This window comes from Tardiphaga sp. 215_C5_N2_1 (genome assembly GCF_052076055.1).
Taxonomy (GTDB): Bacteria; Pseudomonadota; Alphaproteobacteria; order Rhizobiales; family Xanthobacteraceae; genus Tardiphaga; species Tardiphaga robiniae.
In genome coordinates this window covers 4,523,538-4,550,062 of sequence record NZ_CP197240.1, presented here as the reverse complement: position 1 = coordinate 4,550,062, position 26,525 = coordinate 4,523,538, and the positions used below count along the sequence as shown (strand labels likewise).

Here is a 26,525-nt window from a genome sequence, read left to right as displayed (position 1 = left end):
AATCAAGCTGGTGCAGTGTCGCGGGATCGGTCGGGTGCCCTATCGGACGGAGTGGCGGGTGCCGTGAGTGCATTGCCGAGCATACTCTGCTTGTCGCGTCGGCGCTGAACTGAAGACGGGATACGCATGGCTTCACGGTATTTGGCAACGGTACGGCGCGCGATATCAATTCCGGCTTCGCGCAAGCGTTCCACGATCGTGTCGTCCGAAAGAATAAGAGAAGGACTTTCTCCATCAATCAATTGCTTGATGTGATGTCGCACCGCTTCAGCCGAATGCGCTTCGCCGCCATCAGCCGACGCGATCGACGCCGTAAAGAAGTATTTCAATTCAAAGCTGCCGCGATTTGTCGCCATGTACTTATTGGCGGTGACGCGCGACACGGTCGATTCATGCATTTGAATGGCATCAGCAACCGCCTTGAGATTCAACGGCCGCAGATGCGCAACACCCTGCGTGAAGAAGCCATCCTGTTGCCGGACGATCTCGGTCGCAACCTTCAGGATAGTACGCGCGCGCTGATCGAGCGCACGCACCAGCCAGGTCGCATTCTGTAGACAATCCGTGAAGTACGACTTGTCGCCATCCTTACGGATCGTTTTCGACAATTCGGAATAATAAACCTGGTTCACGAGAACGCGCGGCAGTGTGTCGCTGTTCAACTCAACATGCCAGCCGCCATCAGGACCCGGCCGCACATAGACATCAGGCACTACGGTCTGTGTTCGCGCCGAGCCAAACTTCAGACCGGGCTTCGGATCGAGTCTGCGAATCTCACCGATCATGTCGGTCAGATCTTCGTCGTCGACGCCGCAGATTTTTCTGAGATTGCCGATGTCGCGCTTGGCCAGGAGATCGAGATGCTCGACCAATGCCTGCATCGCGGGGTCGTAACGGTTCTGTTCACGCAACTGGATTGCGAGACATTCGCTGAGACTGCGCGCGCAGACACCCGGCGGATCGAATTTCTGCAACGCACCGAGAACATTTTGGACATCGTCAACAGAGGCACCCAGCCGCTCATGCACGTCGCCAAGATCTTGCGGCAGGTAGCCGGCCTCATCAACGAGATCGATCAGATACTGACCGATCATCCGCTGCGCGGGCGACGAGAACGCCACCGAGAGCTGTTCGGCGAGATGGCTGCCGAGCGTCACTTCCGCGGCAACAAAGGCCTCAAGATTGTAGCTGTCGTCGTTGGAGGCGCCGCCGCCCCATTCGGTATAGGCGGTCGGAGCAGCGTCTTGTGCGTTGCGTGCGGCGGTTTCGGCCGGCTCTTCGGAAAAGACGTTATCCAGCCCGGTGTCCAGGGTCTGTTCGATCTCGGCGCGGGTGCCGAGTTCGCGGTTCATCCACTCGTCGGGCGCCGGCGCATCGAAGCTGTCGCCGCCTGAACGATCGGAAAAATCGGAATGGTCACCGCCATCGTCGTGGCCGGAGGCATAGCCCGCCTCGTCCTGGCTGGAAAACTCGCTGCGCTCGGGGCTGGCCTCGCCGGCCACTGGCGGCTCAGGACCGTCGCTGGCGCGTTCCAGCAGCGGATTGCGCTCCAGTTCATCTTCGACAAAGGTTGCGAGATCGAGATTCGACAGCTGCAGCAGCTTGATGGCCTGCATCAGCTGCGGCGTCATCACCAGCGACTGGGATTGCCGGAACTCTAGTCTCTGCGTCAGCGCCATGGAGGCAAAAACCGATCCAAAAGTTGGTCCGTTTCTTGCTTATCTCTTTCCCGGCCTGATGTACACGGCTTGACGAATTGTAAATTTGGTCTAGAGGCGGAATTCCTCGCCAAGGTAAAGGCGACGCACGTCCGGGTCAGCCACGATCTCCTCAGGAGATCCCTCCGTCAGGATTTCACCAGCATAGACGATGTAGGCGCGGTCTGTCAGCCCCAGCGTTTCGCGCACGTTGTGGTCGGTGATGAGCACGCCGATGCCGCGATTGGTCAGGTGACGAACCAGGTCCTGAATATCCCCCACCGCAATCGGGTCGATGCCGGCAAAGGGCTCGTCGAGCAGCATGTAATTCGGCCGCGTCGCCAGCGCGCGCGCAATTTCAACGCGGCGGCGCTCACCGCCGGACAGCGCGATCGACGGCGACTTGCGCAGTCTCTGGATGTTGAACTCTTCGAGCAGCCCGTCGAGCTCGCGCTCGCGCTTCTTGCGGCTGGGCTCGACGACCTCCAGCACCGCACGGATGTTCTGCTCGACCGTGAGGCCGCGAAAAATCGAGGCTTCCTGCGGCAGATAGCCGATGCCGAGGCGCGCACGTTGATACATCGGCAGCTGGGTGACGTCGTGGCCGTCAAGCTCAATGGCGCCGCTGTCGGGCTTGATCAGGCCGGTGATCATGTAGAACACCGTGGTCTTGCCGGCACCGTTCGGTCCGAGCAGGCCGACGGCCTCACCACGACGAACATAAATGCTGACGCCGCGGGTGACCTGGCGTGAGCCGAAGCTCTTTTTCACATTATGGACGGCCAGATAGCCCGCACGCGGGGCAGCTTTTGGTGCGGCGGCGCCGTTGGTCCGGGGCCGCTGCGGCGCCTTGTCCGGACGGCGGGCCGGCGCAGGCTGTGTGGCACGCGGCGCCTCCGCCCGAGCCTGCGGAACCTGGGGCGTATCGGCCGGAGCGGTGCGCGCCAAGGGCGGCGCCTCGCGGCTGGGGCTGCCCAGCATGTCGCCCATGCTGTCGCCGAGCGCCGTGATGTCGACCGGCGAGCGTGCAAAGCCTTGCGGACCGCGTTTTGGAGCGCGCCGACGGAACATGCCGAGGAAATCAACCATTCGCGCTTCGATCAGCCTCTAAACGTCATCCGCGCCAGGTCGCGGCATGTTCGATCACTGGGAACAGCATGGCGGACTAGATGTCCCTTGCCCAGCCGAACGCCAAGCCTTCCATGTCGATTAAAACAATGGCGATAACGGGTTACGCAGCCAGATTCAACCGGATCCGGCTCGCCCCTATCGATAAACCCTTCGAGTTACTTGGGTTTTCCGCCTCCAGGCCCGGGTATGATCGAAGTCGGGCCACCGCCACCCTTCTGGCCGGACGACTCGAACATGCCCTGGACCCTGCCGCTGTTGGATTCGACGCGTGAGGTGCCCGTGGTCATATCCACGGTCAGACGATCGCCGCGCAGTACATTCTTGCCCTGGGTAAGCACAACATTGCCCTGCATGGTGACGAGATTGGTCCGGGTGTCGAACACCGCCGTCTCGCCGGTGACGACCTGGTCCTTCTGGGTGACGATGACGCCGCCGCGCGCTTCAAGCCGCTTGATCGCCGACGAACCGCCCGGGCCCGGCTGCGCCGCCTTGATCGGCGCCTTGGGCGCAGCCTTGGCCGCCGGCTCGTTCGCGGAGCCGCCGCCGTCATAGAAGACCACGAGAGTCTTCGACTTCATCGTGGTGTCGCCCTGGACGACCTTCACATCGCCTGCGAAGGTCGCTTCCTTTTTCTTGTCGCGCATTTCCAGCGATGCGGCCTCGATCTGGATGGGCTGATCGCGATTCTGCGAGAAGCCCTGCATCGCGTTCGGCACACCCTGCACCGCGCTCTGCGCATTTGCGTCACCTACCAGAATGAGCAAGAGCACAGCGATCGCAGCGCCGGTCACCCCGCGGAATCGGACATTGCTTACGGGAAAAATCATCACATTCATTTCGCGTTGGCGCGCTTGCCGTTGGCGGCCCGCGGTTTCACGGGCTCCGGCGCGACTTCAGGCTCTGCCACGGTCTCAGGCTGTGCCGTAGCATCCGGCGAAGGCGGGTCCATCTTCAGGTTCATCGACACACCGCCCTCGAACCGAACCAGCTCACCGTGTTCCGTGATGCGCATCCGTTGCCCGAGCAGAGTGCCGTTGAGAAGTTTGACATCGACCGGTTCGTCCGACGTGACCGTGCCATTGGCAATATCAATGTTCGCCTGTGTCAGCTTGGCTTCGTAGCCGGTCGTGGTTTGCAGGAAAATGTCCTGATACAGATAGAGCATCTGCGATTTCGAATTGAACTTCCCGGTGCGGGCATCCATCGTCATTGTCGACTTGTCTTCCATCATCACCTTGGCGCGCAAGGTTGTTAGTTCGACATTGTCGGGATCTGTCAGATCCTGCGTCGCAGCCTTGGCCCATAACTCATAGGGCCGTCCGTCCGGCGAGAAACCGGCCAGATGCGGCGTCTCCATGGTGATCTTGGTCCCCGAAACGACCAGATTGCCCATGTCGAGCGGCAATTTGGCGAGGATCCGGAACGGATTGAAGATCGACACGCCGACAATTGCCGCCATCGACAGGATCACGACGGCAGGGACAGCAATCCGCAGCAGACGCACCAGACGGCTATGGCGTGCCGCGGCCCTGAACCGCGCATCCATGCCCGCCTGATAGCTGGGAATCTGAACTGAACTCACCGTCGCTCCAACGGGCCATGACAAAAAGGGCCACACCGAAAGGCCTGCCAAACCGGCGCCAGTCTACGCTGAAATGCACCGGTTTGCAGCCCCGCCCACCAGAACGAGGAGTATGACCGAAACGCGGCGGGAGGGACCCTGAACTGTTTCAGAAAGTCACTTCGCCGCAGGCCGGTCACGAATGAGCGAAAATGTCCTCATTTTCCCAGCCTGAGAGGTCCAGTTTGGCCCGGGTCGGGAGGAAGTCAAAACAGGCCTGCGCCAGTTCGGTGCGGCCCTCGCGCGCCAGCATGACGTTCAACCGCTCGCGCAGCCCATGCAGATGCAGCACGTCCGACGCCGCATAGGATAGCTGGGCCTCGCTGAGGGTCTGACTGCCCCAGTCGCTCGACTGCTGCTGCTTCGACAGATCCACGCCGAGGACTTCGCGGACCAGATCCTTGAGACCATGCCTGTCGGTATAGGTGCGACACAGGCGGGAGGCGATCTTGGTGCAATAGACCGGCTCGGGCATGACGCCGAACGCATTGTAGAGAGCAGCGAGATCGAACCGCGCGAAGTGGAAGATCTTGGTCACCTTGGGATCGCCGAGCAGCTTCTTCAGGTTCGGCGCATCCGTGTGGCCCATCGGGATCTGTACGACATCGGCGCTTCCATCGCCGGGCGAAAGCTGCACCACGCATAGCCGGTCGCGATGCGGATTGAGACCCATGGTCTCGGTGTCGATCGCAACTGAATCGGTGTAGCGGCTCAGATCTGGTAGATCGCCGCGATGCAGGCGGATGGTCATGGTCTCAATTGCCTCTTTCAGCGCCCGCGATTCGCGGGATTTGGGTGACTTTACCGCGCAATGGCCGGGCTGACGAGAGATACGCTCCCCCAGGTATGTTTCGCCTGCAGCAAAAAGCTGACAGACTGAGCGGGCCATTCATCCAGCGGGCAGAGGTTGCAGATGAACGTCGCACAGCAGCGTTTGCCCCGTTTCGCGGTCCTGATCGATGCCGACAACACGTCTCCGCAGATTGCTGGCAGCTTGTTCGAGGAAATCTCCAAATTCGGCGAAGCCAGCGTTCGCCGGATCTACGGCGACTTCTCAAGTCCGCAGCTCAGATCCTGGGCCGACATCCTGCAAAAACACGCCATAGATCCTTACCAACAGTTCGCCTACACGAAGGGCAAGAACTCGTCCGACATCGCGCTGGTGATCGACGCGATGGACCTGCTGCATAGCGGGCGGTTCGACGGCTTTTGCCTGGTGTCCTCCGATAGCGACTTCACACGTCTCGCCTCACGGCTCCGCGAGCAGGGCGCTGACGTCTACGGCTTCGGCACGCGGAAAACACCCGAGAGTTTTCGGCAGGCGTGCCGGCGCTTCATCTATACGGAGAACCTGAGATCCGAGCGTGCGACGGCAAGCACGGAGCAATCGTCAAAGCCGGCAGCCTTGCAAAGCCCCGCTGCCGCAGTTCCCATTCTGGAAAAAGTGGTATCCCAACTGAGCAACGAAGACGGCTGGGTCAATCTGGACCGGGTCGGAGAACAACTTCCGAACACGGTGTCTGACTTCGACGTCCGCACCTACGGCTTCAAGAAGCTGAGCGACCTAGTGCGCAAAATGGAGACATTCGAGGTCGGAGAGGGCTCGACCGGACGTTTGCGACTTCGGATCAAACCGAAGACGGCCACGCCGGCCGAGGAGAAACCTTCCGAAGAAGCAGCGGTCGCGCCACGAAGAAAGCGCGCCGCCATCAGGAGGAGACGCGAAACGGCTCAGGCCGGATCGAAATAGTGGATTTCCATCAGCACGCAGCCACCGATCGACTTGAACGGGCCGTGATAGGCGCCGGGCGGACGGCAGGCATAGGTGTTAGGCTTGAAGGACTCGCCGCCATTGCCATGCTTGTCATTGCCGACGATCAGGTCGCCGGTGAACAGGAATACTTCTTCCCAATATTCGTGCACGAACGGCTCGGTGGTGTAGACGCCCGGCTCGAAGCGCAGCAAGCGGGTGCGGCTGCCACGCTTGTTCACTTCGTCGAGCGCCCCCGACAGGATCTTCTGCTGGATGCCGGCCGGATAGCCCGCGGGCGTCTCCCATCCCGAAGACATATCGACGGTGCGGAATTCGTCGTGAAGTTTATTGATGGCCATGGTCAGTGTTCCTGAGGGGACAGATCAAGCGACAGCGCGCGGCGAGGCAGCCGGCGCCGTTGAGGTGGAGACTTCATCGGCAAGGTCATAGCTGGACAGCATCTTGTCGAGCAACGCCGCCGACCTCATCCAGTCATAGGTGCGGAACGCATGGCCCTTGGTGACGAAGGTCGCGCCGGCGAAAAACATCTCGTATTGCGAGTGACGCGAGGCGAATTCGGAGCCGACCGCGTCCCAGGCCAGCTTGTAAAACTTGACCTTCTCGGTCGCGCTGGCCGCGGGGGACTGCTGGGTCTTGCCGATCAGACGCGCCAATTCCGGATTGGCAAAATCCTTCACCGAGGACGGCAGCATGATCATGCCGCCGCCGGCGAGCTCGCGCAGCGTGTTGATGACCTTGGAATAGAGCTGCTGGGTGAGGACCTGTGCCGAATACAGCATCGCCCGGTCCGGCACGTAATGAGCGCCGCGCTGCGTGCCCTTGGTCTCCATCGCGACGACGAAGGCTTCGACCATCGACACTTCGGCTGCGAGTTGGCCGAGCATTTCCCTGACCTGCGGGAAGCCGGCTATGCCGTTGGTCTCGGCGGTCCGGTGCGCGATCCCGATCAGGAAGCGCAGCTTCACCGAGAGCCGGATCATGGCCTGATAGTTCTGATACACATGCGCCGGGGTCGCGTGGAACTGCTTCTGGCACATCGCGATGTCATCGACGATGAACACCCGATCCCAAGGCACCTTCACGTCGTCGAAGTACAGCACGGCATCATTTTCATCGAAGCGGCTCGACAGCGGATTGTCGAACACGGACGGCGACGCAGCTTCATAGGACTTGCGCGACAGAACCTTCAGACCCTTGGTGTTCATCGGAACCGCGAAAGACACCGCATATTTCTCATCGCCGGGCTGCAGCGGCTGGATACAGGTGACGAACACCTCGTTCGCCATGATGCCGCCGGTGGCCAACATCTTGGCGCCACGGATCGTCAGGCCCTCGGCATCGCGCGACACTACGCCCGCCGACAGGAACGGATCGGCCTGCTCGGCCGCGCTCTTGGAGCGGTCGGCCTGCGGGTTGATGATCACATAAGTGAGGTAAAGATCGTTGTCGCGGGCGTAGCGATAGTAATCCGCCAGCGCCTTCGCGCGATCCTTGTCGTAGGCCTCGAATACCTCGACGCCCATATACATGCCGGCGATGCACGAAGCGACGTGATCCGGCGCGCGGCCCATGAAGCCGGCATGCAGCTCGGTCCAGGCCTCCAGGCCACGGCGACGATTGACCAGCGCATCATAGCTGCCGGGCAATTCCCAGATCCGGTTGGCTCGGGTGCCAGTCTCGGTCTCGAAAGTCATCAGCTCGCGATTTTCCGGCGCGCTCTGGAAATCGAACATCCGTCCGATCGAAGCCACCGCCCCCCGGAAGGCCGGATGGGTGGTCACGTCATCCACCAGCTCGCCATCGAGATAGATTTCACGGCCGTCGCGCAGGCTCGCGATATGCTGTTCGCCGGTCTTGATCATGGGTTGCCTCGATCACTTTCAGTCATGGATAGCATTTTCAGGTGCGTTATTTCAGTAGTGCATCGGCAGCGGCCATTCCGGGCTGCGCTCGGTGCTTGCAAGGCTGCGATAGGCCCTACGGAAGAAGACCAACGGCTCGTTGGCCGGATAGGCGCTGAACTTCACCACCCGGCCGACGAAGATCACATGGTCCCCGCCGTCATATTGCGCGTATGGCGCACATTCGAAGTGTGCGAGCGCGCCGGCGATCAGGGGCGCCGCCTCATGGCCCAGCGTATGTTCGACCGCCGCCCACTTGTCGCCGAGCGCCCTGGCGAACTTGTTCGACAGATGCTCCTGATCGCGGCCGAGGATGTTCACGGCATAACCTTTGGCCTCGGTCATCGCCTTGAGGCTGAAGGCCTTGCGGTCGATCGAGAACAGGATCAGCGGCGGGTCCACCGAGACCGAGTTGAACGAACTCATGGTCAAGCCGATCGCCTGGCCATCGGCCGCTTCGGCCGTGATCACGGCGACGCCGGTGGCAAACTGTCCGAGCGCCTGTCGGAAGGCGCGAGGATCCACGTCCGCAGTGGCGCCCATGGTCATCTCCTGATCGCGAAACCTGAACGACGCGCATTAGCTTTATAACAAAGCTATATTATCGAACGAAAGTGCGCGCTGTCAAGCATGGCTGGCCTGCTATCAAAACGCACTGGTTCCAACTTGTTTGTGCGTAACGCCGCCGCTATACGACTCATAGGTGTGCGGGGACCTGATGGCGATTAAGAGCAAATCACGTAAAATGAAGGTAGAACCGACGATTTCGCGGCCACAATTGATGGTCGACGGATCGGATCGGGCTTTCCGTCAATTTGTCCATGACACATTGGCGTTTTCGGCGCGGCTTCAGGCTGTGCGCGGGCAACTCGGCGCAGTGATCGGCCTGTCCGGCACGCAATACACCGTGCTGATTGCCATTGCTCATTTGAGCGGCACGGATGAGAAGATCGGCGTCAATCAGGTCGCCGAGCACCTGCACTTCAGCGGCGCGTTCATTACGATCGAGATCAACAAGCTGGTATCAAACGGCCTTGTTGAAAAAGAGACCGATGAGGAAGATCGCCGCCGTGTCATTCTGACCATCACGCCGAAAGCGCGCGCGCTGCTCAATGAATTGGCACCCGTTCAGCGTCCGGTGAACGATATGCTGTTTCGCAGCATGTCGGCTGCGGATTTCGAGCGAACGCGCAAGCTGATGTCGGAGATGGTGGACGCCGCCGACGAGGCGATCCGGCTGCTGGACTACAACGCACCGGCATCGGCCGCCCGGCAGACCAAATAACCTGCTGTTTGACGGGTTTGTCGTTAGCTATTCTCCGGCGCGCAGCCGGTAGCCGATACCCGTTTCGGTCAGGACGAATTGCGGGCGCTCCGGATCGAGCTCGATCTTTTGACGCAGCTGGCGGACATAAACGCGCAGATATTGTGCGTCGGTGAGCTCGTCCCACAATTCCTTCAGCAGAAACCGATGGGTCAGCACCTTGCCGGCATGCTGCACCAGGACCCGCAGCAACTCATATTCCTTTGGTGACAGTTTCACCTCACGGTCACCCACCTTGACGATGCGACGCACCAGATCGACCGACAATTCCCCGGAGCGGAATACCGGCCGCTCGCCATGAACCTGTAGCTGATGCCTGAGCGCGGCCCGCATGCGTGCCAGCAGCTCATCCATGCCAAACGGCTTGGTGAGATAGTCGTCGGCACCGAGATCGAGCGCCTGCACCTTGCCAGCTTCATCGCCGCGGCTGGACAGCACCACGATCGGCACGCTGTCGTCGCGGGCGCGAATCATCTGCAGCAGATCGTGGCCCTGGATGTCCGGCAGGCCCAGATCGAGAATGATCAAAGCGGGCTTCTCCGCCAATTTCTCCAGCGCGATCTTGCCGTTGCTGGCCTCAAGGATGTCATAACCCTGGGTGCTGAGGCCCATGCGCAGCAATTTGCGGATCGGCGGCTCATCATCGATGACCAGGACCTTGATGGCGGCGGTGTTCATGCGGCGGTGTCCAGAGCTTCGGAGGCCGGCGGGATGGGAAGGCGGATGGTCAGCACGGCGCCTGATCGGTCGGCGCGATTGGTGGCCGAAATAGTGCCACGCATTGCCTCAACAAAGCCCCGGGAGATCGCAAGGCCGAGGCCGGTGCCCGCCCGAACGTGATCGCCCTTGTTGGCGCGATAGAATTTATCGAACACCTGCTCGAGATCGGCGGGTGGAATGCCCGTCCCCTCGTCCGTCACCTGCAGCGAGACTGAGTCCGCATCGCGCATGGCCCTGATCGTGATGGTGGTGTCATCCGGGGCATATTTCGCGGCATTGTCGAGCAGATTGAACAGCACCTGCTCGAACAATACCGCATCAAGCTCCAGCATCGGCAGGTTTGGCGCCAGATCGAGCGCGACGCGATGCCTGCTGAGGATCTTGCCGGCCCGGCGCAGCGCGCTACCGACGATCTCGGTGAGATCCTGCAGCGTTGCATTCGGCACCACGGCACCGGATTCCAGCTTGGTCATATCCAGCAGATTGGCGATGAAGCGGTTCAGCCGTTCGGATTCGTCGATTACCGTACCGAGCAGATCGGCCTTCTCGGCCTCGCTGAGCTTCGGCGATAGATCGCGCAGCGTGGAAGCCGCACCGAGCACGGAGGCCAGCGGCGTCTTCAGATCATGCGAGATCGAGGTCAGCAGCGCCTGACGCAACCTATCGGATTCGACGTTGCGCTGCGCACGGTCCATGTCTTCGACGAGTTGTACGCGCTCGATGGCGAGTGCGCTCTGATCCACAAGCGCATCCAGCAACCGGCGCTGGTCCGGCGTCAGCAGCGGACCCGTACGGTCATCGTCGATGCCGATCACGCCGATCGGCCCACGGCCGGTGCGCATGGGAAGAAACAGCCGCTTCGCGCCGGGTAACGTATCGGACCCACGCCCCGCCGGGCGATCATTGCTCCAGGCCCAGTTGGCAGCGGCCAGATCCGCCTTGTCCAATTCGTCCTCAGGCGGATATCCGGCCTTGACGGTGATCACACCCTGCTCCGGCAACAGCAACACAACCCGCACCTTCAGCATCAATGCGATCTGATACGCGCTCGCCCACAGCACGTCGTCAAGCGCCGCCGTACCCGCGAGTTTGCGGCTGAACGCATAGAGCGACTCGGTTGTGCGCACACGGCCAAAGGCCGAGACGGCCTGGGTGCGCACCCGCGCCGCGACATTGGACACGAGAATGGCGATCAGCATGAAGAAGAAGAAGGCCGCCACATTGGTCGGATCGGTGATGGTGAGCGTATAGACCGGTGGCAGGAAGAAAAAATTATAGCTCAGCGATGCCACGACGCTCGCCAGCAGCGATGGCCAGAGACCAAAGCGCACGGCGACGCCGACCACGGCGGTGAGAAACATCAGATCGACATTCTCGATCCCGAAGATCGGACGCAGCAGCGTTGCGGCTCCAAGAGCCAGCGCCACGACCGCCAGCGCCGCAATATAGGGCTTTGCATCGAACGGCTCGACGCGGTCGGTCATCTGCGCACGTTTCGCAGCCGGCTCCGTCGGCAGTGCATCGCCGGCGATCACATGCACGCTGATATTGCCGGCGCGCCGCACGAGATCATGCACCACCGAACCGCGCACCAATTCGAACCACCATGACCGCGATGCCTTGCCTATCACGATCTGGGTGACGTTATTGGCATGCGCATAGCCGAGCAGATCGTCGGCGATGCGCCGGCCTGCGCCCGGAATCGTTAGGGCTTCGGCGCCAAGCGCCTCGGCGAGCCGCAACGTATCAGCAAGCCGGTCGCGCTGTTCTTCGGTGAGTTGAAGGCTGCGTCGCGTCTCGATGCTGACCGCCGTCCACGGCGCGTGAAGCCGATCCGCGAGACGCTTGGTGTAGCGCACCAGCCCGGCTGAGCGCGGGTCCTCACTGATACAGACCAGAATGCGTTCGCCGGCAGCCCACGGGCCGGCAATGGCATTGGCCTGCATATGCGTGAGCAATTGCTCATCGACCCGGTCGGCCGTCCGTCGCAACGCCAGCTCGCGCAACGCCGTGAGATTGCCAGGCGAGAAATAATGCTCCAGCGCGCGCTCGGCCTGTTTGGGAACGTAGACCTTGCCTTCCTTCAGGCGCTGGATCAGATCGTCCGGGGTGAGGTCGATCAGCTCGATGGCGTCTGCACGATCGAACACCGAATCCGGCACGGTCTCGCGCACCCGCACATGAGTGATTTGGGCGACCACATCATTCAGGCTTTCGATGTGCTGGATATTGACTGCCGTGTAGACGTCGATCCCTGCGGCCAATAGTTCCGCGACGTCGAGATAACGTTTCGGATGCCGACTGCCGGACGCGTTGGTATGGGCGAGTTCGTCCACCAATGCGATCTGCGGCCGCCGTGCGATCAAGGCATCGAGGTCCATTTCCTCGAGAACTTGACCCTTGTGATCGATACGGCGCCGGGGAACGACTTCAAGACCCGTGAGCAACGCCTCGGTCTCGGCGCGGCCATGGGTCTCGACGACACCGACCACCACATCGACGCCCGCCTTGCGCCTGGCATGGGCGCTCTGCAGCATCTCATAAGTCTTGCCGACGCCGGGGGCGGCGCCGACGAAGATCTTCAGCCGCCCGGCCACGCCCTCCTCGCGCCTTGCTGTTTCCAGCAAGGCCTCAGGCGAAGGTCGTTGATCGGGATCGCGGCGCTGATTTGCCATAAGGCAATATAGTCTCCGCTACGGCTGCGGCCTAGACGGCCTACTTCAGTGCGGCGGCGTCCAGCGCGAGGTTCAAGGCAAGAATGTTAACGCGCGGTTCGCCTAGCAGACCGCCGAGGCGGCCTTCGACCTTATCTGTCACCAGCTGACGGACGCGATCCTCCGGCAGCTTGCGCGCCTTGGCGACGCGAGGCACCTGAAACAGCGCACCCTCCGGCGAAATGTTCGGGTCGAGACCGCTGCCCGAGGTGGTCACGAGATCGATCGGCACCGGCATCGACGGGTTCTCGGCCTTCAGTTTCTCGACGTCCTCCTTCACGCGGTCGATCAGCGCCTTGCTGGTCGGGCCGAGATTGGAGCCCATCGAGTTGATAGCATTGTAAGGCTGCGGCACCGTCTTTGTGGAATCCTGCGGGTCGGGACCCAGGGTCGCCGACGGGCGGCCGTGGAAGTATTCCTCACCCTTGAATTCCTGACCGATCAGGGACGAGCCGACAACCTTGCCGTCCCGTTCGATGAGGCTGCCTTGCGCCTGGTTCGGCATAATCGCTTCAGCGACGCCCGTCATCGCGAGCGGGTAGCCGAGACCGGTGATGGCCGTGAGGCCGAGCAGCAGAACGATGGCTGGGCGAATTTCTCTCAACATAATGTAACTCCTCAAACCAGGTGCAGGGCGGTGACGACGAGGTCAATCGCCTTGATGCCGATGAACGGAACGATGATGCCGCCGAGGCCGTAGATCAGCAGGTTGCGGCCGAGCAGTGCGCCGGCGCCGATCGGGCGATAGGCGACGCCTTTCAGGGCCAACGGAATCAGCGCGATGATGATGATCGCGTTGAAGATAATGGCCGACAGGATGGCGCTCTGCGGGCTCGCCAGCTTCATGACATTGAGCGCTTCAAGCTGCGGATAGAAGGCGAGGAAGATCGCCGGGATAATGGCGAAGTATTTCGCCACGTCATTGGCGATCGAGAACGTGGTCAGCGCCCCCCGCGTCATCAGGAGCTGCTTGCCAATTTCGACGACTTCGATGAGCTTGGTCGGATTGGAGTCCAGATCGACCATGTTGCCCGCTTCGCGCGCCGCCTGCGTGCCGGTGTTCATCGCAACGCCTACATCGGCTTGCGCCAGTGCCGGCGCGTCGTTGGTGCCGTCGCCGCACATCGCCACCAGCTTGCCCTTGGCCTGCTCGTCGCGGATGAGCTGCAGCTTGTCCTCGGGTGTCGCCTGCGCCAGGAAATCATCGACGCCGGCTTCGGCTGCGATGGCCGCAGCGGTCATCGGATTGTCGCCGGTGATCATGATGGTGCGGATGCCCATGCGGCGCAGTTCGGCAAAACGCTCACGGATGCCGCCCTTGACGATGTCCTTCAGATGGATGACGCCGAGCAGTTTGCCATCGCGCGCGACCGCCAGCGGGGTGCCACCGCCCTTTGCAATCTCGTCGGAGATCGCCTGGATTTCACGTGCCGTGTCCGACATCGCGGCCGGCTGCATTGCACGCACGGTGTTGCCGGACGCGACGGCGAACGACGCGCCACCGTTGACGTAAGCGAGTATCGAATCCACCGCTCCCTTGCGGACCGACGAACCACCGGCATCGACACCACTCATCCGGGTCTGTGCGGTGAACGGCACGAAAGTCGCTGACAGTTCGGCCATGTCGCGGCCGCGGATGCCGTATTTCTCCTTGGCCAGCACGACGATGGAGCGGCCTTCCGGGGTTTCGTCCGCGAGCGATGCAAGCTGCGCCGCATCGGCCAGTTCCTGCTCGGTCACGCCGCGCGCCGGACGGAAGGCTGTCGCCTGACGATTTCCGAGCGTGATGGTACCGGTCTTGTCGAGCAACAACGTATCGACGTCACCGGCGGCTTCCACCGCGCGGCCGGACATCGCAAGCACGTTAAAGCGCACGAGACGATCCATGCCCGCAATGCCGATGGCGGACAGCAGCGCGCCGATGGTGGTCGGAATCAGCGTGACAAACAGTGCGACCAGCACCACCACGGAGATCGAGCCACCGGCATAGGCCGCATAGCTCGGGATCGTCACCGTGGCGAACACGAAGATGATGGTGAGGCCGACCAGGAGAATGTTCAGCGCGATCTCGTTCGGCGTTTTCTGCCGCTCGGCGCCTTCGACCAGCTTGATCATGCGGTCGATAAAGGTCGAGCCTTGCGCCGCAGTGATGCGGACGCGAATCCAGTCGGACAGCACCTGCGTGCCACCGGTCACCGCCGAGCGATCGCCGCCGGATTCACGAATGACAGGTGCGGACTCGCCGGTGATCGCCGCCTCATTAACTGAAGCCACGCCTTCGATCACTTCACCGTCGGACGGGATGTTGTCGCCGGCTTCCACCAGAACGATATCGCCGACCTTCAGGCTGGTGCCCGAGACCATGCGGTAGCTCTTGTCGCCGCTGTCGCTGCCGGTGAGCAGCTTGGCCTGGCTTTCGGTGCGGGTCTTCTTCAGCGATTCCGCCTGCGCCTTGCCGCGCCCTTCGGCGACGGCTTCGGCAAAGTTGGCGAACAGCACCGTGAACCAGAGCCAGAGGATGATCTGGAACGCAAATCCCAGATCGCTTCCGCCGGTGATGACGTTCTTGATGAAGATCACCGTGGTGAGTGCGGCGACGACCTCGACCACGAACATCACGGGATTCTTGATCATCAGCCGCGGATCAAGCTTTTTGAAAGCCGAGCCGATGGCTGGGATGACAATTTTCGAATCGAGCATGGCCGAGACCGGCACCCGCTTCTGCAGTTTCAACGTTTCCATGGACATAACTCCAAATCCGATCAGAACAGGGTGCTGGCGGTCATCGTGAGGTGCTCGACGATCGGCCCGAGCGCGAGTGCCGGGAAGAAAGTGAGACCGCCGATGATCAGAATCACACCGATGACGAGGCCGACGAACAATCCGCCGGTGGTCGGCAAGGTACCGGCCGAAGCCGGAATCGACTTCTTCGCGGCCAATGATCCGGCCAGCGCCATGGCGGGCACGATCATGAAGAAGCGACCGACGAACATCGAACTCGCCAGTGTGAGGTTGTAAAAGAAGGTGTTGCCGGTGAGCCCGCCGAAGGCCGAGCCGTTATTGCCGGTGGCCGAGGTGAAGGCGTAGAGCACTTCGGTGAAGCCATGCGGCCCAGCATTGGCCATGGAGGCCACGGCCGAGGGCAGCACCACCGCCACCGCGGTCCAACCGAGATACATCAGCGGCAGGACGAGAATGGCAAGCATCGCCATTTTTACTTCGCGCGCCTCGATCTTCTTGCCGACATATTCCGGTGTGCGACCGACCATCAGACCAGCGACGAAGATCGCCAGTACGACGAACAGCAGCATGCCATAGAGACCGGCACCGACGCCGCCAACGATGATCTCGCCGAGCTGCATATTGATCAGCGGAATCATGCCGCCAATCGCTGTAAACGAGTCATGCATCGCATTGACCGCACCGCAGGACGCCGCCGTGGTGATGACCGCGAACAGGCTGGAGGCGACGATGCCGAAGCGCAGCTCCTTGCCTTCCATATTGCCGCCGGTGAGGCCGAGTGCATTCAGGCCTGTGGTACCCGAGGCTTCGGCGCCATAGGTGACGGCAACGCCGACAATGAACAGCACACCCATCACGGCCAGAATCGCCCAGCCTTGCCTGGGGTTGCCGACCATGCGGCCGAACACATTGGTCATCGCCGCACCCAGCGCGAAGATCGAGATCATCTGGATGAAGTTCGACAGCGCTGTCGGGTTCTCGAATGGATGCGCCGCATTGGCGTTGAAGAAGCCGCCGCCATTGGTGCCGAGCATCTTGATGGCAACCTGCGACGCAACGGGGCCAACCGCGATGGTCTGCTTCGCACCTTCAAGCGTCGTCGCATCGACATAGGCGCCGAGCGTCTGCGGCATACCCTGCCAGACCAGGAACAGCGTGTAGACGATGCAGATCGGCAGCAGCACATAGAGCGTGCAACGGGTAATATCGACCCAGAAATTTCCGATGGTGCGCATCGACGAGCGTGCGAAGCCGCGGATCAGTGCCACGGCCAATGCGATGCCGGCCGCCGCCGACAGGAAGTTATGTACCGTCAGACCCAGCATCTGGGTCAGATACGACATGGTGCTTTCGCCGCCGTAGTTCTGCCAGTTGGTGTTGGTGATGAAGGAGATCGCGGTGTTGAAGGAGAGATCTTCGGCGACCGCGGATTGCCCCGCAGGATTGAACGGCAGCACGGCCTGCAGCCGCATGATCGCGTAGAGACCGAGGAAACCGACCACGTGAAACAGCAGCATGGCAACCGTATAGGTCAGCCAGTGCTGCTCACGTTTCTCGTCGACGCCACCGATCCAGTACAGCCCGGCTTCGACCGGTCGCAGAATCGGAGAGAGGAAAGTACGCTCGCCGTTGAAAACGGATGTCATGTAGCCGCCGAGCGGCTTCACCAGCGCGAGAACCACCGCGCAGTACAGAGCAATTTGAATCCAGCCAATCATTGTCATGTCAGTTGACCTTTTGAGGTGCGCGCGCTCAGAACCGCTCGGGTCGCAGCAGCGCGTAAGTGAGGTAGATCAGCAATGCCGCGGACACGAAGCCGGCGAGCGTGTAATCGAAAATCATGATGCGCTCCTCACAGCCGCTCGCAGGCATAAGCGTAGCCCAGGGTGAGAATGAAAAAGCCGAGCCCGAGGGCCAGCATGACGATGTCCAGCATGGAATGCTCCTGATGCAATGGCTGAGGCGGCACGGAGCAAATGGCTCGCGCGCCCGATGCACGATCAGGTGCCATTCAGGACGTAGGTTTTCGAGATGAGGCCAGCAGCGAACTTATAGGAATTTCATAAAGACGCGGCGGAGCGCATGCGCGTGCGCCGCTAGTCCTCGGGCGCTTATGCAGCCTTTATATCTTCGTGCCCGAAGCTGCCTCGTATTCAAATGACGGACTACGGATATTGCATGATGCGGTCTTCCGAAGATCGCGCTGTTCATGGAGACCCGTCATGTCGTTCATCTCGATTCAGCGAACGCCCCTTTCCGAAGCGCCATCCGAAACGGCTCCGCTTGACGCTACGAGTTTCACCGCGATCTGCCTCACCACCTGCAAGCGCCTGCCGGCAATGCGCCGCACAGCGGAGGCCCAGCGCCTCGATCGCCTGGTCGCTGCCGGCGCCTGGACCGATGCCGCGCTTGCCCTGATCGCGATCGAACTGCCGCGGTGGCAACTGCGTCGGCTCGCTTATGACGAAGGTGAATGGCATTGCGCTCTCTCGAACCAGCGTGACCTTCCTGACTGGCTGGACAGCGCCGTCGAGACGCATCACCCAGACATGGCGATGGCGATCCTGGATGCATTTCGCGCTGTTGTTAGCCGCGGAGGCACGCCGCATCTGACGCAAGCGCCGGTGCGCGCGATCGAACCCACCGATTCCGAGCCGATGCTGTGTGAGAATTACTGTTGAGCGAAGAGGGGCGGTGCGAAATGCTGTAGCTCGACCGCCGCGAACAGCCTTCCAAGAGTGAAGCTTTCGGCTATGCTCGGCACAAATTCGTGCCATGACAAGCCAGAGCAAAACGTGACAGCAGACAAACCGGCCTTCGTCGCGGTCGATTGGGGCACCAGCAGCTTTCGAGGCTGGTTGATGGTGGCCGACGGCAGCGTGCTTGCGGAGACGCGCGGGCCTGAAGGCATGCTGCATTGCGCGGCTGCCGGCTTCGCTCCGGTGCTAGCTGATCACCTTGCCAGACTCGGTACGACGCAGGACCTGCCCGTGTTGATCTGTGGCATGGCCGGCGCACGACAGGGTTGGATCGAGGCACCCTATCTGCACACACCGACACGACTCGACGCCTTGCACGACGGTGCGCGGCCCGTCGACACACAAGGCGACGTGCGTATCCTGCCCGGCATCGCGCAAGCCGACGCCGCGGCACCCGACGTCATGCGCGGCGAAGAGACGCAACTGCTCGGCGTGACCGAACCCGACTTCACCGGTCTGGTCTGCATTCCCGGCACCCATAGCAAATGGGTCTGGATCGACGCCGGCAGCGTGGTGTCATTCACGACCTATATGACCGGCGAGCTCTTTTCGGTCATCACTCAACACAGCATCCTGAAACACGCGGTGGATCACGACGCACCTTCGCCCGCCGCGAATGACGCGTTCCGCGATGGCCTGCAACGCGCGCTCGATGCGCCGGTCGGCTTGACCGCCTCGCTATTCAGCTTGCGCGCGGCGCAACTGCTCGGCTTCCAGCAACAGGCCGACGGCGCGGCGCGCCTGTCGGGCCTCCTGATCGGCACGGAAATCGCCGATGCCGGATCGCGCTATGGCACGCGGCATCCGGTACGCCTGATCGGTGCCGGCGCGCTCAAGGATCTCTATGCGTCGGCGCTTACAGCTGCCGGCTTCGAGGTCGCCATCGTCGATGCCGAACGCGCGTCGCAACACGGCCTGACCAAGGCCGCAATTCATCTGTGGGGAGCTCAGTTCACATGAACCAGCCAATCCGTTGGCCCACCGTGAAGCGTCCGCTCGTCGCCATTCTGCGCGGCGTGCAGCCCGACGAGGTGGAGAGCATCGTCGAGACGTTGATCGACACCGGCTTCGAGATGATTGAAGTACCGCTGAACTCGCCCGATCCGTTCGAATCCATCGCACGGATCTGCAAACGATTTGGCAACGACACCCTGATCGGCGCCGGCACAGTCCTCACCGCGAATGACTGCGCCCGTGTCGCCGATGTCGGCGGGCGTCTGATGGTGAGCCCGAATGTCGATGTCGATGTGCTGGCGATGGCGGCGAGCCGCGGCATGGTCACGATGCCCGGCGTGTTCTCGCCGACCGAAGCTTTCCTCGCCCTACGTGCAGGAGCTTCCGCCCTGAAATTCTTTCCGGCATCGATCCTCGGCCCGTCCGGCATCGCCGCCATTCGCGCGGTTTTGCCCAGGGATGCCGTGATCGGGGCTGTTGGTGGTGTTTCCGACCGGAATTTCGCGGACTATGTCGCCGCTGGCATAGAGGCCTTCGGCCTTGGCAGCAGCCTGTATCGGCCCGGAATGAGCGCTATCGAAGTGAAGGCGACCGCGCAGGCGTCTGTCGTGGCTTATGATCAGGCGATGGCCCGCTAGAAGCAGAGTGCAGTGTCTGTTTGCGGTTGTTGCACGCTTCGCGGCGGCGGCAAGGCAGAAACACCTCCGCGCCCGCACGCATCGACCGCGCAGCCCCAAACTGTCAAATTCAATGAATTGCTCTGAATATCAGAGACTTAGGAGCACCGTGGTGCCCAGGAAAGGACTCGAACCTTCACGGCCGTTAAGCCACTGGCACCTGAAGCCAGCGCGTCTACCAATTCCGCCACCTGGGCACGTGCGAGGCACGTGGCGCGGTTAGTAGGGGGCCGTTACGCGCTTGTCAAATTGCTTCGTTCAATTCCAAATCCGCTGTACAGGCCCCGCGCGTTGGCGTATCGCGAATTGGTCTAAATTCCCCCGTTTTGCCCTTGCATGACTGACTCAAGGAACTGATCCATGGCTGCCCCCATCGACACCCTCGTTACGGTTTTCGGCGGATCCGGCTTCGTGGGACGCCATGTGGTCCGCGCGCTGGCGAAGCGCGAATACCGGATCAGGGTCGCCGTGCGTCGGCCGGAACTGGCCGGCCATCTGCAACCGCTTGGCCGTGTCGGACAGATCAATATCGTTCAGGCCAATCTGCGCCACCCCGCCTCGATCAAGGCCGCGATGCGCGACGCCAGCATCGTCGTCAATCTGGTGGGTATCCTGACCGAAAGCGGCGCGCAGACCTTTGATGCCGTGCAGGCGCGAGGCGCCGGCGCGGTCGCGCAGGCTGCCGCCGAGATCGGCGCGCGGATGGTGCAGTTTTCAGCCATCGGCGCCGATGCCGATTCCGAATCGGCCTATGCCCGTGCCAAGGCGGCCGGCGAGCAGGCCGTGCTGGCGGCTGTGCCTTCCGCAACGATCCTGCGCCCGTCGATCGTGTTCGGCCCCGAGGATCAGTTCACCAATCGATTTGCCAATCTCGCCCGGATGGCCCCGGTGATGCCGGTGTTCGGTGCCACGACCAAAATGCAGCCGGTCTATGTGGGCGATGTCGCCCAGGCTGCGGCCGATGCCGTCGACGGCAAGACCAAGCCAGGCGCCACCTATGAACTTGGCGGCCCGGAAGTGCTGACGATGAATGAGATCATCGAGATCATTCTGACCACCATCGAGCGCAAGCGCATGACGCTACCGGTGCCGACGGCCATCGCCAAGCTTCAGTCCTATTTCCTGCAATTCGCCCCTGGCGACTTCAAGCTGACGCCGGATCAGGTCACCATGCTTGGTGTCGACAATGTGGTGTCGGAAGCCGCCAAGGCGGCCGGTCTAACGCTGGATGGCTTGGGTATTGCCGCTGATTCGCTGGAAGCGATTGCGCCACAATATCTCTGGCGCTTCCGCGCCACCGGTCAGTTCGCACATAACGGCATAAACTGACGATATCGTCCCCGCCTGGCACGCCGAAGGCGTGCGCGGCGGGGATGACAGCAGGATGTTTGGCAAAATTCAGTAGCCCAGCGCCAGCGCGATCAGGCCGAGCGTACCGACGATCACGCGCCACCATGCGAACAACGCGAAGCCGTGGCGGGTCACGTAGCCGAGAAAGCTTTTCACCACGATGATCGCGGTGATGAACGACACCACGAAACCGATGGCGATGATCACGCCGTGATCTACCGAGAGATCGGCCCGGCTCTTGTAGAGATCGTAGACGAAGGCGCCGACCATGGTCGGGATCGCCAGGAAGAACGAGAACTCCGCCGCTGCGCGCTTCTCGGCGCCGAGCAGCATGGCACCGACGATGGTCGCGCCGGAGCGCGACACGCCTGGAATCATCGCCACGCACTGCGCCAGACCGATCTTGAGATACATCGGCAATGGGAACGTCGTGGCATCGTGATGCACGGGCTCAAGATCGAGCTGATCGACCCAGAGCAGGATCGCCCCGCCAACGATCAGCGAGAAACACACGACCCACGGATTGAACAGATAGCTTTTGACATAGCCGCCCGCAGCGGCGCCGATGATCGCGGCAGGCAGGAACGCGATCAGCACGCCGATCACGAAACGGCGCGCCGCAGCGTCGCCTTTGAACAGGTTCAGCGCGATATGCCACAACTTGCCGAAGTAAAGTGCAAGGATCGCCAGAATGGCGCCGAGCTGGATCAGCACGGCAAAGCTCTTCCAGAAATTGTCCTCGCCCAGATCGAAGAAGCGTTCCGCGAGCAGCAGATGCCCCGTTGAGGAAACCGGCAGGAACTCGGTGACACCCTCGACAATGCCGAGAATCACCGCCCTTATCGCATCAGACATCATCTGCTTATCTGTCCTTCGTCAGTGTGGGCCTGAAAAAGCCGGGTTCTTCTCGCCTATTCCCTTCATTGCTGCAATCGCAAATACCATCACATTCGCGGGTTGCCTCAGAGCCAAGCTTCGCTAGTTTGGCGCGCGCCGCGTGACACTTTTACCACCGACGCAACCGAGACGCTTTCTTAACGACCGCATAACTATCAAGGCCCGCATGTACACGCTTTACCATCACTCGTTCTGTCCGCATTCCCGCTTCATTCGTCTCGTACTCGGCGAATACGGACTCGACCTCACACTGGTGGACGAGCGGCCGTGGGATCGGCGCGAGGCATTTCTGGCGCTCAATCCTGCGGGAACTACGCCTGTGCTACTCACCGACGGTTTCCCGCCCATTCCTGGCGCCGGGATCATCGCCGAATATATCGACGAGACCCATGGACCGGAGATGGGCGATCGCCGCCTGCTACCTGTCGCGATGGCGGAACGCATCGAAGTGCGCCGGCTGATGGCGTGGTTCAACGAGAAATTCTTCGAGGAAGCGTCCGGCCCACTGGTCACCGAACGCATCTACAAGCGCTTCATGAGCGAAGAGGTCGGCGGCGGCGCCCCGGCGATGGATGTGATTCGCGCAGCCACCGCAAATGTGCGCTATCATCTGGCCTATATCGGCTGGCTGGCGCGGACACGCAATTTTCTGGCCGGTGACCGACTGACTTATGCGGATCTGGTCGCGGCAGCTCATCTGTCGGCGATCGACTATCTGGGCGATGTTCCATGGAGCGAAGACGACGCGGCGAAGGCGTGGTACGCGCGGGTGAAATCCCGTCCGTCGTTCCGACCGCTGCTGAGCGAATGGCTGGCGGGCGTGCCAGCATCGCGGACCTATGTGGATCTCGATTTCTGAGCCCACCCGCTGACGATGCGATCGCCACGCTTCCCGCCGATCTCAAGGATAGGCTGACGCGCGAGGCGAAGGCGCTGGGCTTCGATTCAATCGGGATCACCGATCCGGACGCCATCGCCGGCGTACGCGAACGGCTACAGGAATTTCTCAACGCCGGCGCCCATGGTGACATGGAGTGGCTTGCCGACAATCCCGACCGCCGCGCCGACCCCAAGGTGATGTGGCAGGACGTTCGCTCCGTCATCATGCTCGGCGTCAATTACGGCCCCGACGAGAATCCGCTCGAGATCCTCAAGCAGCGCTCGCATGCCGCGATCTCGGTCTATGCCCGCGGCGACGACTATCATGACCTCATCAAGAAGCGCCTGAAGCTGCTGGCGCGCTGGCTGATCGCGCAGGCTGGCGGCGACGTCAAAGTGTTCGTCGATACGGCCGCGGTGATGGAGAAGCCGCTCGCCGGCGCAGCAGGATTGGGCTGGCAGGGCAAGCATACCAATCTCGTCTCGCGCGAATTCGGCTCGTGGCTGTTTCTCGGCGCGATCTTCACCACGCTCGAACTGCCGCGCGATGCGCGCACCATCGATCACTGCGGCTCGTGCCAGGCCTGCCTCGACAGCTGCCCGACATCGGCCTTCCCCGCGCCCTACAAGCTCGACGCGCGGCGCTGCATTTCCTATCTCACGATCGAGAACAAGGGGCCGATCCCGCACGAATTCCGCAAACCCATGGGCAATCGCATCTATGGCTGCGACGATTGCCTCGCCGCCTGCCCATGGAACAAATTCGCTCAGGAGGGCCGCGAGATCAAACTCGCCGCACGCGATGAGTTGCGCGCGCCGTCGCTGGCCGAACTCGCGAAGCTCGACGATGCGGCTTTCCGCGCGTTCTTTACGAAGTCACCCGTGAAGCGTATCGGCCGCAACCGTTTCATCCGCAATGTGCTGATCGCCATCGGCAATTCGAACGACCTATCACTGGTAAGCGATGCGCAGCAGCTGCTGGGCGATGAAAGTCCTGTGGTGCGCGGGGCAGCGATATGGGCGCTGTCGCAACTAATGCCCGCAGACGAATTTGCTGCGCTGGCCACGCAACTCGGCGACGCTGAAAAGGATGGGAGCGTGAACGACGAATGGCAGCTTGCGCTCAGTTCGTCAGGTGTCGCGCCATCTCCGGTCGCGCTTTGAGCGTTTCACCCTGCTTGGCGACGATCTTGGCGATGCGCTCCGGCGCGAAATGCAAATCGACGAAGGCCGGCGCCGTATTGGCCACTTCATGATAGCTCACGATCTTGCCGTCACGCAGCGTCATGATCGCAACGCCCTCGAACATCGCGCGGCCGCCATTGGCTTCCGGGAGTTTCGAGCGATAACTGAATGTATAGCGCGCATAGAGCGTGGTGCCGTCGCTAACGGGCGTGTGCATGTCCCAACGAAAATCTTCCGCGGTCCGGTAGAACCAGTCATCGACCATGTCGGCGATTTTGGCACGGCCTTCGAATGCGCCGTAGAAGACGTCGTGATAGACGCCGTCTTCAGTGAACAGCGCAGCGAAGCTCTGGCCGTCACGCTGTTCAACGGCATCGCAAAATGCGCGCAAGAGTGCCGTAGCGTCCATCCGAATTCCTCCCGCTGATTGTCGCTCTTTTCAGGCGAGCCTATTCAACGGTACGGGTGATGCAATCAAAACTCCGCCACAGCCGACAATAGTCGCGCAATGTCCTGCGGGCGTGACAGCCGATGGTCGCCGTCCTGGATCATGGTCAACACGACATCTTCGCTCGGCAGCCGTTCGGCCAGCCGGAAAGCGTGCTGCCAGGGCACGTCGGGGTCCTGCCTGCCTTGCAAAATCCGCACGGGGCAACCGACATCGATCGCGCTGCCGAGCAGCAGATGATTGCGCCCCTCTTCGATCAACTGCCGTGTGATCGGATAGGGCTCGCCATATTCCGACGGGCGCAGCCATTGACCGGTGGTCTCGATCTCCGCGCGGATTTCCGGCGAGAAGCCTCTCCACATCAGCTCTTCGGTGAAGTCCGGCGCCGGCGCGATCAGCACCAGGCCCTTCAGCGTCGCGCGCCCTACTTTGCCGCGTCGGGCCAGCGCGCGCGCCAGCAGCAGTGCCATCCAGCCGCCCATCGACGAGCCGATCACCACCTGCGGACCCTGGCAGGCTGCATCGAACGCCGCGAGGCTATCCTCCAGCCATTGGCCGATGGTGCCATCGACGAAATCGCCGCCGGATTCGCCGTGGCCGGAATAGTCGAAACGCACGCAAGCGCGGCCGTGCTCGGCGGCCCAGGCATCGAGCGCCACCGCCTTGCCGCCCTGCATGTCGGATTTGAAGCCGCTCATCCAGAACAGGCCCGGAGCAGCGCCGTCGCGGACCCGCATCGCGATCTGGCGGCGGCTACTGCCTGTACCTGCCGTGATGAAAGTGCGGTCGGTCGATACCGTTGTGCTCATCAAACCATCCTTGTTCGACCCTGAAATGCCGATTGCTGTTTGATTGAGCAGGTCGGGATCGTCAACGTCGATCCCTCAACGTCCATATCATCCCAGGGAACGTCCACCTCGATGCCGCGTTGCGCTCCTGTCAACCACGGCTTGCAGAACGGGCCGGGGAACTCTATTTGAGCAAGGTCAGCGGTGTACGACGCCTATGGCCTTTCGCGTGACGAAATTGCCTCGTATTTGAGTGATTGGCGCTGCGTTGCGTGAGTTTGCTTGCTCCAAACGCCTTATTCCTTCACACTGCGGCCTTCCTAAACAACATTGGAGAGTTACCCATTCGCCGTCCCAACAGAGCCCCGCCCGCCGCAACCAAAGACGGGCCGCGCACCAACGATGAAATTCGCAATCTGCAGATCCAGCTGATTGATCAGACCGGCCTCAACCACGGCACCGTGGAAACCATTGCTGCGATCAAAATGGCGATGGAAGCCGGTATGGATCTGGTCGAGATTTCGCCGAATGTGAGCCCCCCCGTCTGCAAGATCATGGACTACGGGAAGTTCAAGTATTCGGCGCAGAAGAAGGCCGCCGAGGCCCGCAAGAAGCAGAAGATCGTCGAAATCAAGGAGATCAAGCTCCGCCCGATGATCGATGATCATGACTACGACGTGAAAATGCGCGCGATGCAGCGCTTCTTCGAAGAAGGCGACAAGGTCAAAATCACCTTGCGCTATCGTGGCCGCGAAATGGCGCACCAGGAAATCGGTACCAAGCTGCTCGACAAGGTCAAAGCAGACGTCGCCGAATACGCCAAGGTGGAGCAGGACGCGCGCTTCGAAGGTCGTCAGGTGGTGATGGTGCTCGCACCGCGCTAATCACAGCGGCGACTGACCTTAACGAGGTTGGTAATCAGGAATTTCGGCCCGTCAGATTTCTGGCGGGCCTTTTTCTTTGG

At 61.5% G+C, this 26,525-nt stretch carries 27 protein-coding genes and 1 tRNA gene; 9 read left to right on the top strand and 19 right to left on the bottom strand.

The genetic code is table 11. The features are described 5' to 3' along the window. Nucleotides 1-2: 2 nt before the first annotated feature. From rpoN to AB7828_RS21655, 5 genes are all read right to left on the bottom strand, one after another. Nucleotides 3-1,679: an RNA polymerase factor sigma-54 gene (gene rpoN, locus AB7828_RS21675; protein ID WP_441231129.1), complete on the bottom strand. Its 1,677-nt coding sequence runs from the start codon at nucleotides 1,677-1,679 to the stop codon at nucleotides 3-5. Nucleotides 1,680-1,769: 90 nt separating this feature from the next. Continuing rightward, the gene (lptB, locus tag AB7828_RS21670; protein WP_441231128.1) at nucleotides 1,770-2,786 is read right to left on the bottom strand and encodes an LPS export ABC transporter ATP-binding protein; all 1,017 of its coding nucleotides are present in this window, start codon (nucleotides 2,784-2,786) and stop codon (nucleotides 1,770-1,772) included. Between the two features lie 197 nt (nucleotides 2,787-2,983). Next, a complete protein-coding gene (locus AB7828_RS21665; RefSeq protein WP_374725584.1) occupies nucleotides 2,984-3,655 on the bottom strand; it encodes an LptA/OstA family protein in 672 nt (223 codons plus the stop codon). Nucleotides 3,656-3,660: 5 nt separating this feature from the next. Beyond that, on the bottom strand, nucleotides 3,661-4,410 hold the full coding sequence (gene lptC / locus AB7828_RS21660; RefSeq protein WP_231078596.1) for an LPS export ABC transporter periplasmic protein LptC: 750 nt from the start codon (nucleotides 4,408-4,410) through the stop codon (nucleotides 3,661-3,663). A gap of 175 nt (nucleotides 4,411-4,585) precedes the next feature. Continuing rightward, nucleotides 4,586-5,200, bottom strand: coding sequence for a ribonuclease D (locus AB7828_RS21655; protein ID WP_441231127.1), 615 nt, complete (start codon nucleotides 5,198-5,200; stop codon nucleotides 4,586-4,588). A gap of 162 nt (nucleotides 5,201-5,362) precedes the next feature. Between AB7828_RS21655 and AB7828_RS21650 the strand changes: the two genes are divergently transcribed. Continuing rightward, the gene (locus tag AB7828_RS21650; protein ID WP_441231126.1) at nucleotides 5,363-6,199 is read left to right on the top strand and encodes an NYN domain-containing protein; all 837 of its coding nucleotides are present in this window, start codon (nucleotides 5,363-5,365) and stop codon (nucleotides 6,197-6,199) included. Here the strand turns inward: AB7828_RS21650 and AB7828_RS21645 are convergent. From AB7828_RS21645 to AB7828_RS21635, 3 genes are read right to left on the bottom strand one after another with little or no spacing between them, the layout of a single operon-like run. Next, entirely contained in the window at nucleotides 6,181-6,561 is a 381-nt protein-coding gene (locus tag AB7828_RS21645) for a cupin (protein ID WP_441231125.1), read from the bottom strand. The genes AB7828_RS21650 and AB7828_RS21645 overlap by 19 nt on opposite strands. 24 nt (nucleotides 6,562-6,585) lie before the next feature. After that, nucleotides 6,586-8,085 carry a 4-hydroxyphenylacetate 3-hydroxylase family protein gene (locus tag AB7828_RS21640; RefSeq protein ID WP_175369391.1) on the bottom strand — a complete coding sequence of 500 codons (1,500 nt, stop codon included), beginning with the start codon at nucleotides 8,083-8,085 and terminating at the stop codon, nucleotides 6,586-6,588. A 51-nt stretch (nucleotides 8,086-8,136) separates the two neighbouring features. Next, nucleotides 8,137-8,667 carry a flavin reductase family protein gene (locus AB7828_RS21635; RefSeq protein WP_441231124.1) on the bottom strand — a complete coding sequence of 177 codons (531 nt, stop codon included), beginning with the start codon at nucleotides 8,665-8,667 and terminating at the stop codon, nucleotides 8,137-8,139. Between the two features lie 202 nt (nucleotides 8,668-8,869). Here AB7828_RS21635 and AB7828_RS21630 point away from each other — a divergent pair, with 202 nt between their 5' ends. Continuing rightward, nucleotides 8,870-9,409, top strand: coding sequence for a MarR family winged helix-turn-helix transcriptional regulator (locus AB7828_RS21630; RefSeq protein ID WP_441231123.1), 540 nt, complete (start codon nucleotides 8,870-8,872; stop codon nucleotides 9,407-9,409). Between the two features lie 27 nt (nucleotides 9,410-9,436). Here AB7828_RS21630 and AB7828_RS21625 read toward each other — a convergent pair whose 3' ends face one another. From AB7828_RS21625 to AB7828_RS21595, 7 genes are read right to left on the bottom strand one after another with little or no spacing between them, the layout of a single operon-like run. Next, a complete protein-coding gene (locus AB7828_RS21625; RefSeq protein WP_175369389.1) occupies nucleotides 9,437-10,126 on the bottom strand; it encodes a response regulator in 690 nt (229 codons plus the stop codon). Further along, nucleotides 10,123-12,843, bottom strand: a complete 2,721-nt coding sequence (locus AB7828_RS21620) for a DUF4118 domain-containing protein (protein WP_441231122.1) — start codon at nucleotides 12,841-12,843, stop codon at nucleotides 10,123-10,125. Before AB7828_RS21620 ends, AB7828_RS21625 begins: the two co-directional genes overlap by 4 nt. 40 nt (nucleotides 12,844-12,883) lie before the next feature. Further along, nucleotides 12,884-13,489: a K(+)-transporting ATPase subunit C gene (locus AB7828_RS21615; protein ID WP_441231121.1), complete on the bottom strand. Its 606-nt coding sequence runs from the start codon at nucleotides 13,487-13,489 to the stop codon at nucleotides 12,884-12,886. 11 nt (nucleotides 13,490-13,500) lie between these two features. Beyond that, a complete protein-coding gene (gene kdpB / locus AB7828_RS21610) occupies nucleotides 13,501-15,624 on the bottom strand; it encodes a potassium-transporting ATPase subunit KdpB (protein WP_441231120.1) in 2,124 nt (707 codons plus the stop codon). A gap of 20 nt (nucleotides 15,625-15,644) precedes the next feature. Beyond that, on the bottom strand, nucleotides 15,645-17,348 hold the full coding sequence (gene kdpA / locus AB7828_RS21605; protein ID WP_441231119.1) for a potassium-transporting ATPase subunit KdpA: 1,704 nt from the start codon (nucleotides 17,346-17,348) through the stop codon (nucleotides 15,645-15,647). A gap of 28 nt (nucleotides 17,349-17,376) precedes the next feature. Continuing rightward, a complete protein-coding gene (locus AB7828_RS21600) occupies nucleotides 17,377-17,466 on the bottom strand; it encodes a K(+)-transporting ATPase subunit F (protein WP_081421711.1) in 90 nt (29 codons plus the stop codon). Nucleotides 17,467-17,476: 10 nt separating this feature from the next. Beyond that, complete coding sequence (locus AB7828_RS21595) at nucleotides 17,477-17,635, bottom strand: hypothetical protein (protein ID WP_441231118.1); 159 nt, start codon at nucleotides 17,633-17,635, stop codon at nucleotides 17,477-17,479. A gap of 211 nt (nucleotides 17,636-17,846) precedes the next feature. Between AB7828_RS21595 and AB7828_RS21590 the strand changes: the two genes are divergently transcribed. The 3 genes from AB7828_RS21590 (at nucleotide 17,847) to AB7828_RS21580 (ending at nucleotide 19,975) form a co-directional block, all read left to right on the top strand. Continuing rightward, nucleotides 17,847-18,305, top strand: coding sequence for a hypothetical protein (locus tag AB7828_RS21590; protein WP_441231117.1), 459 nt, complete (start codon nucleotides 17,847-17,849; stop codon nucleotides 18,303-18,305). 114 nt (nucleotides 18,306-18,419) lie between these two features. Beyond that, complete coding sequence (locus AB7828_RS21585; protein WP_441231116.1) at nucleotides 18,420-19,343, top strand: 2-dehydro-3-deoxygalactonokinase; 924 nt, start codon at nucleotides 18,420-18,422, stop codon at nucleotides 19,341-19,343. Further along, complete coding sequence (locus AB7828_RS21580) at nucleotides 19,340-19,975, top strand: 2-dehydro-3-deoxy-6-phosphogalactonate aldolase (protein WP_441231115.1); 636 nt, start codon at nucleotides 19,340-19,342, stop codon at nucleotides 19,973-19,975. The genes AB7828_RS21585 and AB7828_RS21580 overlap by 4 nt, the downstream gene beginning before the upstream one ends. Nucleotides 19,976-20,124: 149 nt before the next feature. On the opposite strand, the gene AB7828_RS21575 is transcribed toward AB7828_RS21580, so the two are convergent. Then, nucleotides 20,125-20,211, bottom strand: a tRNA-Leu gene (locus AB7828_RS21575). Nucleotides 20,212-20,374: 163 nt separating this feature from the next. Between AB7828_RS21575 and AB7828_RS21570 the strand changes: the two genes are divergently transcribed. Then, nucleotides 20,375-21,343 carry a complex I NDUFA9 subunit family protein gene (locus AB7828_RS21570; protein ID WP_441231114.1) on the top strand — a complete coding sequence of 323 codons (969 nt, stop codon included), beginning with the start codon at nucleotides 20,375-20,377 and terminating at the stop codon, nucleotides 21,341-21,343. A gap of 69 nt (nucleotides 21,344-21,412) precedes the next feature. On the opposite strand, the gene AB7828_RS21565 is transcribed toward AB7828_RS21570, so the two are convergent. Then, nucleotides 21,413-22,222 (bottom strand): undecaprenyl-diphosphate phosphatase, encoded by an 810-nt coding sequence (locus AB7828_RS21565; protein ID WP_170849629.1) that lies wholly within the window; start codon nucleotides 22,220-22,222, stop codon nucleotides 21,413-21,415. 205 nt (nucleotides 22,223-22,427) lie between these two features. On the opposite strand from AB7828_RS21565, the gene AB7828_RS21560 reads away from it, so the two are divergent. Further along, nucleotides 22,428-23,120, top strand: coding sequence for a glutathione S-transferase family protein (locus AB7828_RS21560; protein ID WP_068730287.1), 693 nt, complete (start codon nucleotides 22,428-22,430; stop codon nucleotides 23,118-23,120). Beyond that, complete coding sequence (gene queG, locus AB7828_RS21555) at nucleotides 23,069-24,304, top strand: tRNA epoxyqueuosine(34) reductase QueG (protein WP_441231113.1); 1,236 nt, start codon at nucleotides 23,069-23,071, stop codon at nucleotides 24,302-24,304. The genes AB7828_RS21560 and queG overlap by 52 nt, the downstream gene beginning before the upstream one ends. Here queG and AB7828_RS21550 read toward each other — a convergent pair. Together AB7828_RS21550 and AB7828_RS21545 are read right to left on the bottom strand one after the other, a co-directional pair. Continuing rightward, nucleotides 24,264-24,734, bottom strand: a complete 471-nt coding sequence (locus AB7828_RS21550; RefSeq protein WP_441231112.1) for a nuclear transport factor 2 family protein — start codon at nucleotides 24,732-24,734, stop codon at nucleotides 24,264-24,266. The genes queG and AB7828_RS21550 overlap by 41 nt on opposite strands. Nucleotides 24,735-24,799: 65 nt before the next feature. Next, the gene (locus AB7828_RS21545; protein ID WP_441231111.1) at nucleotides 24,800-25,582 is read right to left on the bottom strand and encodes an alpha/beta hydrolase; all 783 of its coding nucleotides are present in this window, start codon (nucleotides 25,580-25,582) and stop codon (nucleotides 24,800-24,802) included. 323 nt (nucleotides 25,583-25,905) lie between these two features. Between AB7828_RS21545 and infC the strand changes: the two genes are divergently transcribed. After that, nucleotides 25,906-26,445: a translation initiation factor IF-3 gene (infC, locus tag AB7828_RS21540; RefSeq protein ID WP_086936983.1), complete on the top strand. Its 540-nt coding sequence runs from the start codon at nucleotides 25,906-25,908 to the stop codon at nucleotides 26,443-26,445. The last annotated feature ends 80 nt before the right edge of the window (nucleotides 26,446-26,525 follow it).